Genomic DNA, 18,149 nt, shown 5'->3' on the forward strand with positions numbered 1-18,149 from the left:
ATGCCCTCTGCCTTAACACTAACCTCTTTATGATCGAAGTAGAAAAGAAGAAATCCGGTGTCGATAAGTTCCTCTCGGTAGTTGAACGCATTGGCAATGCCCTGCCACATCCTGCAACCCTTTTTGCCGGCTTTGCGCTCCTCGTTATCATCCTCTCCTGGATAGCCAGCCAGTTTGATATGGCCGTAGTGCACCCGGGTACCGGCGAAACGGTAACACCGGTTAACCTGCTCTCCCGTGACGGATTGCATCGCATACTGACACAGATGGTAACCAATTTCACAGGCTTCGCGCCGCTGGGTACCGTACTGGTTTCGTTGCTGGGCATTGGTATAGCAGAAGGCACCGGATTGATCGGGGCGGTGCTGCGGCTGGTGGTGCTCTCGTCGCCTAAGCGCCTGCTCACGTTTGTGATTGTTTTTGCGGGCGTAATTTCTAACACGGCTTCTGAAGTGGGATATGTGTTGCTGGTACCTTTGGCGGCAGTGATCTTCCTGGCGGCTGGCCGTCATCCGCTGGCTGGTCTGGCGGCTGCTTTTGCCGGTGTGTCGGGTGGCTACAGCGCCAACCTGCTGCTGGGCACCGTAGATCCGCTGCTGGCAGGTTTGTCTACGGAGGCTGCCAAGATCATCGACCCGAACTATGCCGTGAACCCGGCTGCCAACTATTATTTCATGTTCGTGTCTACCTTCATTATCTCCGCTTTGGGTACCTGGATAACAGAAAAGGTTGTGATTCCGCGTTTGGGCGAATACGAAGGCGACGAGAAACCGCAAAGTATTGACAGGCTAAGCCCGCAGGAAAAACGCGGCATCCTTTACGCGACCATAGCGGTGCTGCTGATGGTGGCTTTTATACTTGGCGGGCTGATACCGGAAGGCGGCTACCTGCGCGATCCGAAAACGGGCGAGATCCTGCACTCTCCGTTCATGTCGGGCATTGTGGCGTTTATTTTTCTGTTGGCCGGTATAGCGGGTGTAGCTTACGGTATAGGTGCTAAAACCATCCGAAACGACAGCGACGTGATGCGCGGCATGGCCAAATCCATGGAAACGCTGGGTTCTTACATTGTACTGGTGTTCTTTGCGGCGCAGTTTGTGGCTTATTTCAACTGGACCAACCTCGGGCTTATACTTGCCATTAACGGCGCCGGTGTGTTAAAAACACTGGGCCTGAGTGGCATTCCGCTGATGATCACCTTTATTATGGTGGCGGCTACGATCAACATGATCATGGGATCGGCCTCTGCCAAATGGGCCATCATGGCGCCGGTATTCATCCCGATGTTCATGCTGCTGGGCTACACGCCAGAGTTTACACAAACAGCTTACCGCATCGGCGATAGCGTGACCAACATTATCTCGCCTATGATGTCGTACTTCGCCCTGATCGTAGCCTTTATTCAACGCTACGACAAGAAAGCCGGCATTGGTACCGTGATCTCCACAATGCTGCCGTATACGGTTGCCTTTTTCATCGGCTGGACCATCCTGTTCATCATCTGGATCTTGCTGGACCTGCCACTTGGCCCCGGTGCGGAAATGTACATGCCGAAGCCATAGTGATTGGCTAATTATTAAAACAGAAGGGGCGGCTCATAAAGTATGAGCCGCCCCTTCTGTTTTGGTATTATACCTTACTGGAAGAGTTTATACCCCACACTGAGCAATACCTGCTTGTTGGCAAGCTCGTAGCTGCTTTGCTGTGCATCGTTGGTATAGTTGCGGTTTACGCGCTCATAGCGCAGGTCCAGGGTCAGGCGCGAAATGTCCACACCCACGCCAGCCTGCCAGCCCCAGTCGGCTTCCTGCAGGTAATTGTCCATGGTTTTGCCTTCCTGCCGCGCGCTCAGCAGCACCGACGCCACTGGCCCCGCCTGCACCCGGGCTACATTAAACAGGTTTATACCTGCCAGCAGGGGCACATCCAGTCGGGTAAACTTGAATTTTTCTGTAGTTGTCTCGGCGGTCTGGTCGTTAAAGAAGTCCACTTTACCACCGGTAGAAGACAGCACCGCCTCCGGCTGCACAAAAATACCCAGTATCTGCAGGCGTGCGAAAGCACCGGCATGGTAGCCGGTTATGTTCTCGGAATCTTTGTACTGCCAGGGGTTGTTCTTTACCTCGTTTACATCTACGTTAGAGGCGCCTATCCCTGCTTTTATACCCACTGAAAGTTGCGCCTGTGCCGCCATACTAATGGCAAAACAGGCAAGTATGGTTAAAAGTATGTGCTTCATAGCTATTCGAGTTAAGTTGAAAACTGTATCTCTTTTAAACTTTCAGAGATAACGACAAACAAATAGCTTTTTAGTACGCAGCAGTGGAAATATAGGGTATAATATGTGGTTTTATAGGATTATGCGCAGGTGGAGTATGGAAGGATAGGGATTGTGGAAGTATAGCTAGGGCACAGCCAAGGCTTCAGTTTATACTCCTGCTTATTACATGTAGTCTCATGTAGTTCTCAAATTATTCAGGACGGCAACATAGCGATTGTCATTTAGCCTATTCACCTTCTCAAGTAGCGATAATGCAAATCCTTATCAGCAGTCATTCCTATGCCATAGTAGGCAAAATAAGATAAGTCAGCGATAGCCATTAGCCATTCCTGCTCTGCAGCTAATTTCAACTGCTTAATTCCTTTATCCGTGTCAATGGGTTTACCTATTGTGCAGGGTTAGCAGTAGGAGTTTTACTTCTTTTTAAGTTCTAGCTAACATTCAACCAACTGTGGGAGCGTTTAACTCTCATTAAGTCTTGGCCCACATTATTATATAGATCTAAGTTCCCTGGGTCATCAAACTTTTTTGTGAAAACATCGATTACTATTGTTCTAATTTCTCCTTCCGTTTTACATGCACGCAGCTTGGATAAAATCTCCGAAACCTCTGCGTCATATTCTTCAGGTCCACACCAGTCTACAAGCCCCATTGGGTCAATACTGTTTACAACTTGCCTTATCTGAAGAAAAGCTTCTTTGTATTCTTCTTTAAGAGTTTTGTCCATTCCAACCATACACACTTTTCTTTACTGTTTACTAACAGCTAAAGTAATTGCCTCTATAACCCACCCATCACAGCTGTCGCTTCGATCTCTACGAGCAGGTCGGGGTGGATGAGGGCTTTGACTTCTACCATGGTAGAGGCAGGTTTTATACTTCTGAAAAACTCGCCGTGCGCACGTCCTACTGCTTCCCACTGGCTGATGTCGGTCACGAAAATTCGGGTGCGGATCACGTCCTGCAAGGTGGCGCCGGCTTGTATCAAGGCCTCCTCAATTTTCTGCAGCGTATATTTTGTCTGCTCGTACGCGTCGCCTTTGCCTACGATTTCTTCGCCTTCGGTAGCGGTAGTGCCGGCTACTTCTACAAGGTTGCCAATGCGCACGGCACGGCTGTATCCCACAATATCTTCCCACACAGCGCCGGATGAAATGTTTTGTCTTTTCATAGAGTTGTTTTGAGTTAGAAAGTTAAAAGTTGTTACCCTTGCTGCGTGTCTTCACCAGCAAGCAAAACGGTTGCTGAAGTATAACTTGTTGGTGAGAACATCGACAGCGTCGAGAAAAGGCAGCTGAAGTATAAAATAGGGTTTTGATCCTAATCCTGTTGATCCTTCATTCATCCTGTAAATCCTGATTCAGACAATTTAATAATCTAGCCATTCAACAAACAACAATCAGCAATCAACAATTCAACCATCCAACAATTTAGCCATTTACCAATCAACAGTAAACATACTTCACCCATAATGCCTAATTTTGAATTCGTAATTCGTAATTATTAATTCGTAATTCTACCAGATGCGCCTTCGGTCCAAGCCTGTACTTTGCAACTACTACGTTACCTACCGCTGTAACGCAAAGTGCTCGTTCTGCGACATTTGGGAGAAGCCTTCACCTTACATCACCCGGGAAGACGTAGCCCAGAACCTGCGCGACCTGAAACGGTTGGGCGTGCAGGTGATCGACTTTACAGGCGGCGAACCGTTGTTGCACCGCGAGATCGATGTATTCCTGCGGATGGCGCACGAGATGGGCTTTATCACGACCCTCACTACTAACGGGCTGCTCTACCCCAAACTGGCCGATCGCCTGAAAGGGCAGGTGGACATGCTGCACTTCTCCCTGGATTCGGCCTCGAAAGAGGAGCACGACACAGGCCGAGGCATTGCCTGCTACGATTTTGTAATGGAATCAATAGATGTGGCCAAGCGGCTGGGAGAGCGTCCGGATATCCTGTTCACGGTGTTCCGGGATAACCTGGACCAGCTGGAAGAGGTGTATCAGAAGATCACGCAGCCCAACAAGCTCATGCTCATCATCAACCCAGCTTTTGAATACAACGAGGTGGCGGTAGGAGAGCGGCTAACAGAAACAGAGCTGGACTACCTGCTAGCTTTCGGCAAGCGCAAAGGTGTATACCTCAACGATGGCTTTATTCAGTTGCGCCGCGATGGAGGCAACCACACAGCCGATCCGGTTTGTAAAGCAGCCAGCACGACCTTGGTCATTTCGCCGGAGAACGAGCTGGTGTTGCCTTGCTACCACCTTGGCACGAAAAGCTTCCCGATACAGGGCAAGCTGCACGAACTATACCTGAGCCAGGAGGTGGAGGAACTGAAGCGGCAGGAGGGAAGGTTGCCTGAGTGTGAGGGTTGCACCATCAACTGCTACATGCAGCCCAGCTTTGCCGTAGAAGTAAACAAGTACTTTTGGAAAGCCCTGCCCAGCACGCTGAAGTATAATCTGGAAAAAGGCACATGGAAACGCCTGCTACCGTTTTAAGATGCTAGGCGTTAGATACTAGATTTTAGACACAAGACTTAAGGCAAGTGTTGTTTATTATGCCTTGGGTAGTGCCTTTGCCTTGCTGCGTGTTTTCACCAGCAAGCACAATGGCCGCTGAAGTAAGACTTGTTAGTGAGAGCACCAACAAGGGCGGAAAAGAGGTCGAAGCGAAAATATACTTCAAAGCAACTTCCAATTCATAATTCGTAATTCATAATTCATAATAAAAATAAAATGCCAGTTATACTTCCGGTAAAAGGGGTAAGGCCCCAGATGGGCGACGATTGCTTTATAGCCGAAAATGCCACGATTGTAGGTGATGTAATTATGGGCGATGAGTGCTCGGTGTGGTTCAATGCCGTGATCCGCGGCGATGTGAATGCTATCCGGATCGGCAACAAGACCAATATCCAGGACGGCGCCGTGATCCACTGTACTTACGAGAAAGCTGCCACTACCATTGGCAACAACGTCTCGGTCGGGCACAACGCCATTGTGCACGGCTGCACCGTCGAAGACAACGTGCTGATCGGGATGGGAGCCATTGTGATGGACAATGCCCTGGTGCAGGAGAACTGCATTGTGGCGGCAGGCGCTATTGTGCTGGAGAATACCGTGTGCGAATCGGGCTACATTTATGCGGGTATACCGGCCAAGAAGGTAAAGCAGGTGAGCGAGGCGCAGATAGAAGGTATGAAAAAGACAGCCGGCAATTACGTGATGTACAGCGGGTGGTTTACCGGCAAAGAGTAAAATTAGTGCAGGTGTTGCCGCACCTGTTGCTGCAGCACCTGTAATTTCTCTTCCGGAACTTCCTGCTGCAGCAGCTCAAAAAAGATGCGCTCTTCGGTGCGGATGTGCTGTTCCAGCAGTTTACCGGTCTCGTGCAACTTTTCCGGAAGTATAATTTCTGAAGCCTCTGGCAAGGTAAGTATAAGCTGCTCCAGTTGGCGGTGCTCCGCCTCCAGTTGGTCAGCCTGCTTTCTTAATTCTTCCGATACCTGCCGCGCAAGTATAAACACGGTTTCCTCTTCCAGCCGGAAATGCGGTCTCAGGTGTTCTTCCAGGAAATTTACTGCATAATCGCGTTTGCCGGCTGGTGTGGTGGGCATGCCTTTGTAGGCCGGGGCATCGGCTTGTAGCAGCCGGGCCGTCAGCAGGCCGCTGTGGTGCTGCCGCGATACCGGTGCCAGGCTATCATGCCGTTTCATGTACCTGCTGGTCTGACTCCTGGAACTCATCACGCACCCGGAACAGCACCGACTCAACCTTACGCTGCGATTTCTCAAGCACCTTTACTTCATACTCGTTAAACTGGGCAGAATCGCTGATGTCTTCCGGTATCTGGCCGTAGATCAGGTTGATCAATCCGCCAACCGTTTCGTAGTCTTCGCCTTCCGGCAACGGGTATGGCAGGAAATCGTTGGCGTCGGAGATCGTAGCCGAAGCGTTTACTTTATACTCGTAGTCGCGCACCAACTCCACGAGCGGTACTTCCTCATCATACTCGTCCTGTATCTCGCCAACCAGTTCCTCGATAATGTCTTCTATGGTCACAATACCCGACACGCCGCCAAACTCATCGGTGGCAATGGCCATGTGCATGTGGCGCCGCTGGAACTGACGCAGCAAACGGTTGATCTTTTTGGTTTCCGGCACAAAGTAGGCAGGGCGCATCAGCTTCTCAATGATAATGGACTCACCGAGGCGCATCAGGCTTAGAATATCCTTCACGTACAGCACGCCTACAATATTGTCGATCGAGCCGTTGTAAACCGGTAGCCTGGAGTAACCCTCGTTAAAGATGATCTCCATCAGCTCCTGTTCCGGAATATTTACATCAATGGCGACCATTTTTGTGCGGGGCACCAGGATCTGTTTTACCATACGCTCGCTGAAGTGGAAAACATTCTCGATCAGCTCGTGCTGCGAGTCCTGTATCACGCCTCCTTCGGCGCTTTGCTCGAACAGCAGGCGCAGCTCCTCGGCGCTGTGTACTTCGGTGCCGTGCATCGGGCGGATGCCAATGCGGCGAAGTATAAAGTTAGAGAACCCGTTAAGGAGCCAGATAAACGGTCGGAAAATAAAATAGAAGAAGCGAAGCGGCACGGCAACTGCCAGCGTGGTAGATTCCGGGCGCTGTATGGCCAGCGACTTAGGGGCAAGTTCACCAAAAACGATGTGCAGCACCGTGATCAGGGCGAAGGCAATTGGCAGCGCAATCTGGTGAGCTAGTTCCGGGCTTGCCTCAAACCCAAAGGCGTGCATGGTGTTGATGATGATCTGGGATACAACGCTCTCGCCGATCCAACCCAGACCAAGTGACGCCAGCGTAATACCCAGCTGAGTAGCCGAAAGATAGGCATCCAGGTGGCTTACCATGTGCTGCGCGATCTTAGCCATTGCATTGCCTGTTTGTGCCCGCAATTCTATCTGCGATGCCCGCACCTTAACAATTGCGAACTCAGCCGCAACGAAAAAGCCGTTCAGGGCTACAAGAAATATGGTCAGGAATATGTCTAAGATCATAGTTTATATCAGCAGAAAGCGCGTTGTTAACTGTAAAATTAAATAAAATACGTGCTTTTACTACAAGTGTATGCTAATATAACCAAAATAGGCCGGAGAGCAGCGCTGCAAACCATTCCGCATTTGTATACCCGCATAAAAGAAAAGGTGCCCGAAGGCACCTTTTCATATCGGACACTTTCCAGTATTCAGGAGTGCATACGGACAACGGACGCCTCGGCGGTGTTAAACAACTCGCGGGCATTCTCCTGAGAAAGACGGTTCAGGAAAATCTCCTTGGCCTCGTTCTCAGAGATCAGTTTGTATGTGTTAACTGAAAAAGTGTCCAGGAAAGGATCACAAAAAGAATAAATGTACTCGTCTGTAAAGGTCTTGTAAACAACATGGAATCGGTGCTGCTCGTCTCTGACCAGCTTCATAGCCCTAAACGTGTTGCCAAACTCCTTGCCACACTCCGTCTTCAGTGCCACGCTTCCCTGTGTATCTAACCCGTTAAGCATATATGTATTATATAAAGTTTTTTTAAGACTAAATCTGTAGTAAATATACACAAAGCAGCGCTTTAAGATTCCAGATTTGCCTAAAAAATACATCCTATGTTGGCGAATAGCCACATTTGGTGGGTGAAAGTATGAGTTTTGATTATCAATGGCTTAAAAGCTGCTGTGGTAAGCGTAAGTATAGTTGTGAGGGGCTCTGGGGCTTAAAGTAGCAGGAAAGAAAAGACTTTAGCCCTGTACGCCAGCCGGCAGGCAAGCTGCAAAGGAACGATTCCTGCAGCAGGACTCTTTTTAATAGTGAAAGCCTGGCTCCTGTTATGCCGAAAGTATGGGTTAAGTCGTTTTATAGAGGAGGCGAATGTACTTTGGAGGAGTTGAAGTGGTTGTTTGTCTATAGGCCTGACAAGCAGGTGCGGTTGAGGCAGATGGTTCAGGTAAAAATCCATACTTTTGTAGTGTTCTTTGCGGAGCCTCCGGAACAATGCCATGCGGGTACCTTTTGCAAAAATCACCTTTGCCGGATGCTCAGCCAGAACAGCGATAAGTATAAACAAGTATTCTTTATGATAAGAAACACAAGTATAAAGCACATGCTGCTTACGCTGCTGCTCTTTGTTGTGGCAGTAACGGCGCATGCACAGGTACTGAAGCCGGCCACCTGGAGCTACGATGTCTCTAAAAAAGAGGTAGCAGTTGGCGAGGAGGTAGAGCTTATCTTTAACGTACGCATCGACAAAGACTGGTACCTGTACTCCTCTGACTTTGACCCGGAGCTGGGCCCGATGGTAACGGAGTTCAAGTTTGCCAAACATCCGTCGTACGAACTGGTGGGAAAAATAAAGCCCATCAAACCTAAAAAGAAGTACGATGACCTCTGGGGCGGCGAGTATACTTACTTTGTTGGTACGGCGCAGTTCAGGCAGAAAATAAAAGTACTGCAGCCTACCCTGCAGGTAAAAGGCTCCTACGAGTACCAGGTATGCACCGACATCGACGGCAAATGTATCCCGTTTGATGACGAGTTTACCTTCAGCAACGCCCAGATACAGGTAACAGCCGGCTCGGGTGCTGCAACTCCTCCTGCAGAGGCCGCTACGCAAGCACCGCAGCAACAAGCTACAGGCAACACACCGTCTACCCTAGGAGCAACTCCAACGCAGCCACTGCTGCCTCAGGATACAACAGCTTCCGCCTCGGCCACAGATACGAATACAGATACAGCTGCTACGGTAGCTACTACTGACGAGGGAGTTGTAACACCTGCCATACCTGCCGATGAGAATACAGCTCAGGGCGATGGCGGACTTTGGGCCTTTATGCTGGTGGCTTTTGGTTCCGGTCTGGTGGCCCTGCTGACGCCCTGTGTGTTCCCGATGGTGCCCATGACGGTAAGCTTTTTTACCAACAGCGGCGGCAGCCGGGCGCAGGGTATCCTGAAAGCACTTGTTTACGGCTTGTCCATCATCGCCATTTATACTTTGATCGGAACCATTGTGGCGCGTCTTTTTGGTGCCGACGGAGCTAACTTTATCAGCACGCACTGGCTGCCGAACGTGCTGTTCTTCGTGATTTTCCTGGTGTTTGCCATGTCCTTTTTCGGGATGTTTGAGATAACGCTGCCGAGCTCATGGCTTACCAAAGTAGATTCGCAGGCAGACCGCGGCGGCTGGATCGGGGTGTTCTTCATGGCCTTTACGCTGGCGCTGGTATCTTTCTCCTGCACCGGCCCGATTGTAGGAAGTATACTCGTAGCCTCTGCCGGTGGCGAAACCGTGCGCCCGATCGTGGGTATGTTTGGCTTCTCGTTGGCTTTTGCCCTACCGTTCACGCTGTTTGCTGTGTTCCCTTCGTGGCTGAGCACACTGCCTAGATCAGGTGGCTGGCTGAACTCGGTGAAGGTGGTGCTGGGCTTTATAGAGCTGGCACTGGCGCTTAAATTCCTGAGCGTAGCCGACCAGGTATACCACTGGGGCATTCTCGACCGCGACGTGTACCTGGCGCTCTGGATCGTGATCTTCACGCTGATGGGCTTCTACCTGCTGGGCAAACTCAGGTTCGCGCACGACTCGGATCTGCCGTACATCAGTGTGCCGCGTATTTTCCTGGCCATTGCTACGTTTGCCTTCGTGGTTTACCTGATCCCGGGTTTGTTCGGCGCGCCGCTCAAAGCCTTGTCGGGTTACCTGCCGCCGCAATCTACCCACGACTTTGATCTGAACAACATCATCCGCCAGAATGCCGGAGGAGGCGCAACGGCCACTGCTGCTACCAACCAACTGTGCGAGCAGCCCAAGTATGCCGATTTCCTGCACCTGCCGCATGGACTGCAAGGCTACTTCGACCTGGAGCAGGCCAAGCGCTGTGCCAAGGAGCAGGGCAAGCCGATCTTTATCGACTTTACCGGCCACGGCTGCGTGAACTGCCGCGAAATGGAAGCCAATGTGTGGTCGGACCCGGAAGTGCTGAAGCGCCTGCGCGAGAACTACGTGATCGCTGCCTTGTATGTGGATGACAAATCTGAACTGCCGGAGAGCGAGTGGTATACTTCCGAATACGATGGTAAAGAGAAGAAAACGCTGGGCAAGAAATACGCTGACTACCAGATCAGCAAGTTTAACGTAAATGCCCAGCCTTATTACGTGCTGATGGACGAGAACGAGAACGTGCTGGTAAAACCCATCGCCTACGACCTGAATGTTAATAACTTCGTGAAGTTCCTGGATGCCGGCGTGGCCGCTTATAAAGCTAAGCAGCCGGTGGCGCAGAAGTAAGTTAAATCAAGTATAAAGTATAAATCCCTGCTGTAGCTGAGCGCTGCGGCAGGGATTTATACTTTAGAAGATAAGACACCTCAGGTATAGCAGATCGACTGGTCTGCCGGAAAAACAAAAAGCCCCACCGTTTCCGATGGGGCTTTTTCTAAAGTATAAAGTATACCTTATCGCGCTGCGTTGTAGCGGCGTGTTACTTCGTCCCAGTTGATCACGTTCCAGAATGCGTTGATGTAGTCCGGGCGACGGTTCTGGTAGTGCAGGTAATATGCGTGCTCCCACACGTCCAGCCCCAGGATTGGAGTACCGGCGCAGCCTTCCGCAAAAGGCATCAGCGGGTTGTCCTGGTTAGGCGTAGAGCAGATTTCCAGGTTACCGTTCGCCACGCAAAGCCAGGCCCAGCCGGAGCCAAAGCGCGTCGCAGCAGCCGTGTTGAACTTCTCCTTGAACTGGTCGAAAGAACCGAACGTAGCGTTGATCGCATCTGCCAGTTCGCCTGTAGGCTGTCCGCCACCGTTAGGCGACATGATCTCCCAGAACAGGTTGTGGTTGTAGTATCCGCCGCCGTTGTTACGAACAGCTTTGTTATCGCCGCTGAAGCTTTTAAAGATCTCTTCGATGCTCATGTTCTCCAACTCAGTACCGGCAATCGCTTTGTTCAGGTTGTCGGTATACGCCTGGTGGTGTTTGGTATGGTGGATTTCCATGGTGCGCGCGTCGATGTGCGGCTCCAGTGCATCGTAGGCATAAGGAAGTTTCGGTAGTTCGAAAGCCATAGTTTTATATGTTTTATATGTGGAAAATAGCATAAGTACAATGCTTAGGTGTACGTATGCCTTTGAAAACTTAGTTTCAAATATAGTTAATTTCTTTTAGAGGCAAAGAAAGAGGCCATCAGCTCGGCGCACTCCTGGGCCAGTACGCCGCTCACCATTTCGGTCTTAGGGTGCAGCAGATTGCCTACGCGCCTGTAGCCGCGCTTGGGCTCCGGTGCTCCGAAAACCACGCGTTTCAGTTGCGCCCAGTAGCTGGCACCGGCACACATGATGCAGGGCTCTACGGTTACATACATGGTGCAGTCGTGCAGGTATTTGTTGCCCAGGTACTCGGCGGCGGCCGTAAGCGCCAGCATTTCTGCATGGGCGGTTACATCCTGCAGTTTCTCTGTCTGGTTGTAAGCTTTGGCAATGATGCGGTTATTACTCACAACGACTGCACCTATCGGTATTTCGCCTTCCTCAAATGCATATTGTGCTTGGCGGTATGCCTCCTGCATAAAGTACTCGTCACTATAGAGAGATAAGAATTCCATGTTTCAGATTATAAAGTATAAACGAAGCTGCAAGGTATGCATCCTTATAACGCCTTACCTGGCAGACTTCTGTACGGAAGTATAAAAAAAGCCTCTCCGGCAAGGAGAGGCCTGTAACAGCAACGCTATACGTTGTTCTTCTATTTGATGGCCACTGAACTCATTACCTGGCGGGCGGCGTCCTGCCAGTCGTTCTTCATGGCAAACGGCACGTGGAGGGTAAAGATCAGCAGCTCGTTGTTCTGGATAGTATACTGGATGATGCTGTACTTCTGCACCGGGGCCAGATGGCTGGCTCTGCGCTCATCGGCCAGCACCGACACAAACTCAAACACGATAAAGTCTTTGCCTTTTACCTGCGTTACTTCCTGGCGGATAAAATCAACTTTCGTGAATTTCTCCAGCAGGTTTGCCTTGTAAAACTCGCGCAGCATCGGCAGGTCCTGTGCCTTAAAAGGCGTTTTCTTTTTAGTCACGCTGAAGTCGATCTGGCCGTTGGGGCTGGTATACACAGCAACCGGGCGGGTGGTAGCCGGATATTCCCGGGCAATGCCATCGTCCGGCATTGGTGTAAAGTCTTTCGGCAGCGACACCGTAATCTCCTTGGTAATCTGGAATTTCTTAAGCTTTGGTGTGGCAAAGGCCGCACCTGCCACTAAAATAATTGCTAAAAGGGCTAAGAATCGCATGTTCATTTGTTTCGGTAGGCAAAGCTATAAATAATTGTTCATAAAAGAGGCTGTTACCTGCCCCGGAGCAATTTCTTTGCCAAAAGGCTTAACGGTGGCTAAAAGTAAATTCGTATAGTATGGTTATAGTATAGAATCAGCTGCTACTGAGCAGGTATCATAAGTAGCAACATGAATTGGTACAAAAGAGTGCCGTATAGTAGTTAAGACCTCTATAATCCATCTTAAAGTATAAACTATGTTAGAAAACATCATCAACAGTGTAAAGGGCCAGCTTACCGGCGAACTGCAAAGCAAGTTCAATCTGAACCCCACGCAGGCCAACCAATCGGTGGACCTGGCAAAAGAAAATGTAGAGACAGGCCTGAAACAACAAGCTGCCGGTGGGGATATCGGCGGTATTATGAACATGCTGAAAGGCGGCCCGTCCACAGCAGGTAGCCACCCGGCAGTAGGTGGGATAATCAACAATTACGTGCATGACCTTTCTATAAAACTGGGTATACCAGCCGGTGTTGCCAGCCAGGTTGGCCCTTATGTGATCCAGTTTATCATGGGCAAATTATCCGGTAAGGTAAGCTCTGGTGAGACATCGCAGTCTGACCTGATGGGCATGCTTGGCGGCCTTGGCGGTAAACTACCCGGCGGCCTGGGCGACAAACTAGGCGGTATGTTTAAATAAGAGACTAACCATAAGTAAAAAAAGAAGCCATACCCAGCAGGTATGGCTTCTCATCTAACGTCACTTTGTGTTTTTGGCGCGTTAGGCAACTTACTTACATCTCACCTTAAACAAGAATGCCTATGTATTGCCGGGGCCTCAGCTTGCCGACAATGTCTTTGTATTGTCCGTTGGGTTACGGTCAATCAGTATGTTGTAAGGGTCCACGCCGGCTTTGGCAGGCTCCTCGTCTACTATAAACTCAAACTTATTTTGCCCCGACTTTAGCTTATGCTTTTTCAGGTACAACGGCTTGTCCTGCCAGTGGCCGTCCACTTTCTTTCGGGCCAGCACACCAACATCTACCCAGTCGTTCAGTTTTGCCACAGATTCCGTGCCAAGGCTGTCGGCATACAGCTTCTTTGCATCGACTGTCAGGGTAACTTTATACTTGCCATCCGGCAGCTTTTTGTAAGAGGCGTCCGCTACCTTGTTTTCGTAGAGCGTGATGTTCTCAAACATGTCTGATACCAGGTACTGCAGCGAATCCGGTGTTGCGCCGCGAATATACTGCATAAACTCGACTGAATTGGTATATGGCGCTTTTTGGAAAGCAACTTTGCTGATGTACTGCTGCAACGCGTGGTTCAATTTGTCTTCGCCGATGTAGTCTGCCAGGGCGTACATCACCAGGCTGCCTTTGCGGTAGTGGATGTAAGGCTGGTTTTCTACTTTGTAAAGCGGCATTTCTTTCTTGCGTTCCGTGGTGCGGCCCAGCAGGTACGAGTTCAACTCATACTTGAGGAATTTGTTCATTTTGTCGGCGCCATACATGTGTTTCATCACCATCAGGGCGCTATACTGGCTCATGGTTTCCGACATCAGCACCGAACCCTGCACATCGCCGCCGATTACCTGGTGCGCCCACCACTGGTGCGCCACTTCGTGGGCCGTTACATAAAATGGATAGTCAATGTCTTCCGGGTTCTTGTCATCCACGTCGGCAATAAAACCGATTGACTCCGAGAACGGAATGGTGTTCGGGAAGGCCTGCGCGAAAGAAGAATAACCCGGGAACTCCAGTATGCGCACCTGCCGGTGCTGGTACGGGCTGAAGTTAGCAGTAAAGTAATCCAGCGACTTCTTCACAGACTTGATCATGCGGTCGAGGTTGTAGTCGTGGCCTTTGTGGTAGTAGATCTCAATGGCTACGTCTTTACCGTCTTTGCCCTTCCACGTGTCTTTCTTCACCTGGTAATCGGCTGATAGGAAGGAGTAGAAGTTAAGGATCGGCGCGTCCATTTTGTAGTGGAAGTACCGGCGGCCGTCTTTCGTCCACTCACGCTGCAGGTAGCCGGGTGCAATGGCAATCTGGTTTGGCGTGGTACTGACGGTGGCTTCAAAATTGATCCAGTCGGCTTCGCTGCTGATGTAGGTATTTTGGCGAGCTACGGAGTCGTTCACATTGGCCATGCGCGGCTTTGGTGCCAGCCCGTGCTCTTTGCGCACATCGTCTTCGCTCAGCTCGATCGTGGACTGGTAGCCGATTTTAGGCAGGTACTGGCTGTTGATGAACGTGCCGTTGTACACAATGCCGGTATTGGAGCCTTTGTTGCGGAAGCCCTTGGTGGCAAAGTTCAGGTCCATGTTCAGCTGCATCGAGTCGCCGGGCTGCAGCGGTTGCGTCAGCTGGTAGATGTAGTAGCTGTTGTCTTTGTCTTCCAACACCAGTCTGGCTGGTTTGGTAAACTGTAGTTTCCGTATCTCAGCCTCATCCGAGATCATCAGGTGCACCGAGTCAATCGGCTGTGTATGCTTGTTCTTCAGCCAGAAGTACCCTTTAAAAGCAAATACCCGCTCCTCCGGATAAATGTCTACATCCAGCTTCACGTCGGTAATGCGCGGCTGCGGAATGCCGTCATACTTTTTATACTCCTTCTCGAATGCCGCCATACGTTTCTCGCGCTCCTTGGAGGTTTCGTACTTGTTCAGGATGTTTGTGTTGTAGAAAATGAAGCTACCCGTGATGAGGAAAACTGCCAGTGCTGCGGCCGTAACAAACAGCGTAGAACGGGTAAGTTGCAGGCTGGCCAGCTTGAAGCGCCATTTGAGCATGGTTTCGGAGCCGCGCGCCCACAGCATGTTTGCAAGTATAGCCAGCAGCAAGGCAAAGGCGCCCCAGTATACTTTAAAGATGGTGAACGGCCACACAAAGTGCCCGTAGCCGTTCATGGCCGAGTACGTAATGCCCGGGTCAGAAGTGAAAGAATAGAGGTTGTGCTCCCAACCCAGCTGCCCTTTGAAGATGTTGAGCAGATAATAAACCACCATCACAAAGTGGCCGATGTACTTGTTATTCACGATCACCTGCACCAGCATGGCCAGCACGCACAGCAGCAGGTAGTCGATCAGCTGAATGCCGAACAAGCCCTTGGCATACACATCGAACTCATAGTTGTAGTAGCCTTTAAAGGTCTGGATGATAACGCCGCACACCATGATCACAAAAAGCAGCACCACCTGCACGCCCATCAGCGCTGTTAGCTTGGAAGCAAAGGGTACCCAGTTCGGAATCGGCAGCGCGTCGTAGATTTGGTTAATGCGGTTGTCGCGCTCGCGCCATACCAGTTCGCCGGCATAGAAGGTAATGATGATGAGGAAGAACAGCGCAAACGTGCCGCTCAGGATCTGTACTACTTCCGAGGTTACCGGGAAGAAGTTGGTGTCGTACATTTTGCCGATCTGCGAGCCGGACACAAACAGGAAGATAACGCCTGCCACTGTAATAGCCACAAAGTAGACGCTCTTTACCACGCCCTTAAACTCTAGCTTGGTCAGTTTGAAATATTGGCTCAGGCTGAGGTTAAACGAGAAATGCTGGCTTACGCGTGGCAACTGCAGGCGCTCGGTGGGCACGAAGGCACCGGCCGCCTCGGCACCCGGTCTGCGTCGGAAAAGCGTAAGCCCCTGGTTGGCAAACGAAAAACTGAAACGGAAATAGCAGAACGCCAGCAATGCCAGGCCTATACTTAGCCAGAGCGCGCGGTTCAGGATCACATATTCGCTGAAAGGCAGCATGAGCGTGTTACGCTCGGCGGTGGTCCAGTAGCGTTGGGTGTAGTAAATAGCCGAGGCCCCCAGCGGGTCGAGCAGGTTGGTCAGCGTTTCGTTGTCCAGATCGCCGGTAAGGGTGCTGGAAACGCCGTAAAGCACCAAAAAGATCACACCGCCTACGTAAATGGAAAGCGCGCTGCGGGTGAGCGTGGCCAAAGTAAAGAAGATGGCACCGGTCAGCAGCAGGTTCGGGATGATGATGGACAGGTAAGGCTGTACGTACCACATCAGGTTGAACGGCCCTACTTTTTCAGCTTCCATCCAGGGCATAAAACTCGCTACCATGGCGCCCAGGGCCACACCCGTAAATACAAACAGTGTGATCAGGAAAGAACCGGCAAAGCGGCCAAACAGGTAGCCAGCCTTGGAAATAGGCGTGGTGTAGTAGAGCGAGTGCGTTTTGTGCTCAAAATCCCGGAAGATCGGGGTACCCATCATCGAACAGGTGATCAGCACGCCAAACCAGCTGAGCAGCGTCACGATCCAGTTGATCTGGTAAGGGGAATTGGCGTATACTTTGCCACCGCTGGCATCCCCAATGATCACGCCGGCGCCGAAAGCCCCGCCAATGGCCAGCATCGCCATAAACGCCATCAGGAACAGAATACCAAAGTATATATAAGTTGCCGGGCGTTTCATCCGGTATTTTAACTCGAACAGAAATATCTCTTTGAACATGGAATCTTAAGTATGAAATAGAGTTTATTGATTAGAAATGGTTACCAAGCCAACTTCTAATTCACTACCAGTTCTTTCTGTTCTTCTTTTTCCCGCTGTGCTGCCTCGTGTATCCTGCTGAAGTATACATCTTCCAGGTCTGGTGTTACGATGTCGAAATCAGGGTTTGGCTGCACATCGCTGAGCACGTGGATGATGGTTTTGCCCGCGAAAAGGCGTGAGGAGATCACCTCGTACTGCAGCTGATGCTCCACCAGTTCGTGTTTGTCGATGAACTTGCGCCAGATGCGGCCGCGCAGGTTGTCGATCACGTGCAGCGGATCGCCTGTCAGGAGCACTTCTCCCTTGTTGATGATGGCGAAATTGCGGCAGAGGTCGGTTACGTCTTCTACAATGTGTGTGGAGAGTATAACAATGATGTTCTCGCCGATCTCGCTCAGCAGGTTATGGAAGCGGTTGCGCTCGGCTGGGTCCAGGCCGGCGGTTGGTTCATCTACAATAATGATCTTCGGGTTGCCCAGTAGTGCCTGCGCAATGCCAAAACGCTGCTTCATACCACCGGAGTAACCGCCCAGGTTCTTCTTGCGCACGTCGTACAGGTTGGTTTGCTGCAGCAGCGCCGTCACGATCTCTTTTCTTTCCCTGGAGTTGCTGATACCTTTCAGTACCGCAAAATGATCCAGCATTTCCTCTGCCGATACTTTCGGGTACACGCCAAACTCCTGTGGCAGGTAGCCAAGTACCTTGCGCATTTCCTCTTTCTGGCGCAGCACATCCAGGTTGCCGAGCATGATGCTGCCGCTGTCGGCCTCCTGCAGTGTGGCAATGGTACGCATCAGCGATGATTTACCGGCGCCATTCGGCCCCAACAGCCCAAACATACCGGTCGGGATGGTCAGGTTGATGTTTTTAAGCGCCTGTGTTCCGTTCGGATAGGTCTTGGAGAGGTTCTGAATGACAAGTTCCATGGCGTTAGTGGTTTAGGCTTGAGAGATTGAGACTGTGGAAGTAAATAAATCCAATAAACCATTCAAAATAAACTATACTAACCCCGCTCTTTTCTCGACTAATGCGTATGGTGTAGGCATAACATCAAAGTATAGCT

At 50.7% G+C, this 18,149-nt stretch carries 16 protein-coding genes; 5 read left to right on the forward strand and 11 right to left on the reverse strand.

The window, feature by feature from the left end; genetic code table 11:
- Nucleotides 1-29 precede the first annotated feature (29 nt).
- A complete protein-coding gene (locus MJ611_RS16935; protein WP_250431520.1) occupies nucleotides 30-1,562 on the forward strand; it encodes an AbgT family transporter in 1,533 nt (510 codons plus the stop codon).
- 74 nt (nucleotides 1,563-1,636) lie between these two features.
- On the opposite strand, the gene MJ611_RS16940 is transcribed toward MJ611_RS16935, so the two are convergent.
- The 3 genes from MJ611_RS16940 to MJ611_RS16950 form a co-directional block, all read right to left on the reverse strand.
- On the reverse strand, nucleotides 1,637-2,239 hold the full coding sequence (locus MJ611_RS16940; protein ID WP_250431522.1) for a porin family protein: 603 nt from the start codon (nucleotides 2,237-2,239) through the stop codon (nucleotides 1,637-1,639).
- 472 nt (nucleotides 2,240-2,711) lie between these two features.
- Nucleotides 2,712-3,017 carry a DUF1871 family protein gene (locus MJ611_RS16945; protein ID WP_250431524.1) on the reverse strand — a complete coding sequence of 102 codons (306 nt, stop codon included), beginning with the start codon at nucleotides 3,015-3,017 and terminating at the stop codon, nucleotides 2,712-2,714.
- A 44-nt stretch (nucleotides 3,018-3,061) separates the two neighbouring features.
- Nucleotides 3,062-3,451, reverse strand: a complete 390-nt coding sequence (locus tag MJ611_RS16950; RefSeq protein WP_250431526.1) for a RidA family protein — start codon at nucleotides 3,449-3,451, stop codon at nucleotides 3,062-3,064.
- A gap of 352 nt (nucleotides 3,452-3,803) precedes the next feature.
- Between MJ611_RS16950 and MJ611_RS16955 the strand changes: the two genes are divergently transcribed.
- Together MJ611_RS16955 and MJ611_RS16960 are read left to right on the forward strand one after the other, a co-directional pair.
- Nucleotides 3,804-4,787 carry a radical SAM protein gene (locus MJ611_RS16955; protein WP_250431527.1) on the forward strand — a complete coding sequence of 328 codons (984 nt, stop codon included), beginning with the start codon at nucleotides 3,804-3,806 and terminating at the stop codon, nucleotides 4,785-4,787.
- Between the two features lie 237 nt (nucleotides 4,788-5,024).
- Nucleotides 5,025-5,543 carry a gamma carbonic anhydrase family protein gene (locus MJ611_RS16960; protein WP_250431529.1) on the forward strand — a complete coding sequence of 173 codons (519 nt, stop codon included), beginning with the start codon at nucleotides 5,025-5,027 and terminating at the stop codon, nucleotides 5,541-5,543.
- 2 nt (nucleotides 5,544-5,545) lie between these two features.
- Here the strand turns inward: MJ611_RS16960 and MJ611_RS16965 are convergent, their stop codons facing one another.
- From MJ611_RS16965 to MJ611_RS16975, 3 genes are all read right to left on the reverse strand, one after another.
- Complete coding sequence (locus MJ611_RS16965; protein ID WP_250431531.1) at nucleotides 5,546-6,001, reverse strand: hemerythrin domain-containing protein; 456 nt, start codon at nucleotides 5,999-6,001, stop codon at nucleotides 5,546-5,548.
- The gene (locus MJ611_RS16970; protein ID WP_250431533.1) at nucleotides 5,988-7,319 is read right to left on the reverse strand and encodes a hemolysin family protein; all 1,332 of its coding nucleotides are present in this window, start codon (nucleotides 7,317-7,319) and stop codon (nucleotides 5,988-5,990) included. Before MJ611_RS16970 ends, MJ611_RS16965 begins: the two co-directional genes overlap by 14 nt.
- Before the next feature lie 188 nt (nucleotides 7,320-7,507).
- On the reverse strand, nucleotides 7,508-7,819 hold the full coding sequence (locus MJ611_RS16975) for a hypothetical protein (protein ID WP_250431535.1): 312 nt from the start codon (nucleotides 7,817-7,819) through the stop codon (nucleotides 7,508-7,510).
- A 563-nt stretch (nucleotides 7,820-8,382) separates the two neighbouring features.
- Here MJ611_RS16975 and MJ611_RS16980 point away from each other — a divergent pair.
- The gene (locus MJ611_RS16980; RefSeq protein ID WP_250431537.1) at nucleotides 8,383-10,590 is read left to right on the forward strand and encodes a protein-disulfide reductase DsbD family protein; all 2,208 of its coding nucleotides are present in this window, start codon (nucleotides 8,383-8,385) and stop codon (nucleotides 10,588-10,590) included.
- A gap of 167 nt (nucleotides 10,591-10,757) precedes the next feature.
- On the opposite strand, the gene MJ611_RS16985 is transcribed toward MJ611_RS16980, so the two are convergent.
- The 3 genes from MJ611_RS16985 to MJ611_RS16995 all read right to left on the reverse strand — a co-directional run bounded on the left by MJ611_RS16985 (nucleotide 10,758) and on the right by MJ611_RS16995 (nucleotide 12,591).
- Nucleotides 10,758-11,366: a superoxide dismutase gene (locus tag MJ611_RS16985; protein WP_250431539.1), complete on the reverse strand. Its 609-nt coding sequence runs from the start codon at nucleotides 11,364-11,366 to the stop codon at nucleotides 10,758-10,760.
- An 86-nt stretch (nucleotides 11,367-11,452) separates the two neighbouring features.
- Nucleotides 11,453-11,902, reverse strand: coding sequence for a nucleoside deaminase (locus MJ611_RS16990; protein WP_250431541.1), 450 nt, complete (start codon nucleotides 11,900-11,902; stop codon nucleotides 11,453-11,455).
- A 140-nt stretch (nucleotides 11,903-12,042) separates the two neighbouring features.
- Nucleotides 12,043-12,591: a hypothetical protein gene (locus tag MJ611_RS16995; RefSeq protein ID WP_250431543.1), complete on the reverse strand. Its 549-nt coding sequence runs from the start codon at nucleotides 12,589-12,591 to the stop codon at nucleotides 12,043-12,045.
- Between the two features lie 238 nt (nucleotides 12,592-12,829).
- Between MJ611_RS16995 and MJ611_RS17000 the strand changes: the two genes are divergently transcribed.
- Nucleotides 12,830-13,273 (forward strand): hypothetical protein, encoded by a 444-nt coding sequence (locus tag MJ611_RS17000; RefSeq protein WP_250431544.1) that lies wholly within the window; start codon nucleotides 12,830-12,832, stop codon nucleotides 13,271-13,273.
- Between the two features lie 138 nt (nucleotides 13,274-13,411).
- On the opposite strand, the gene MJ611_RS17005 is transcribed toward MJ611_RS17000, so the two are convergent.
- A complete protein-coding gene (locus MJ611_RS17005; protein WP_250431546.1) occupies nucleotides 13,412-17,044 on the reverse strand; it encodes an ABC transporter permease/M1 family aminopeptidase in 3,633 nt (1,210 codons plus the stop codon).
- 56 nt (nucleotides 17,045-17,100) lie between these two features.
- A complete protein-coding gene (locus MJ611_RS17010) occupies nucleotides 17,101-18,012 on the reverse strand; it encodes an ABC transporter ATP-binding protein (RefSeq protein WP_250431548.1) in 912 nt (303 codons plus the stop codon).
- Nucleotides 18,013-18,149: the final 137 nt, after the last annotated feature.

The sequence above is a fragment of the Pontibacter ruber genome (genome assembly GCF_023630205.1).
Lineage (GTDB): Bacteria > Bacteroidota > Bacteroidia > Cytophagales > Hymenobacteraceae > Pontibacter > Pontibacter ruber.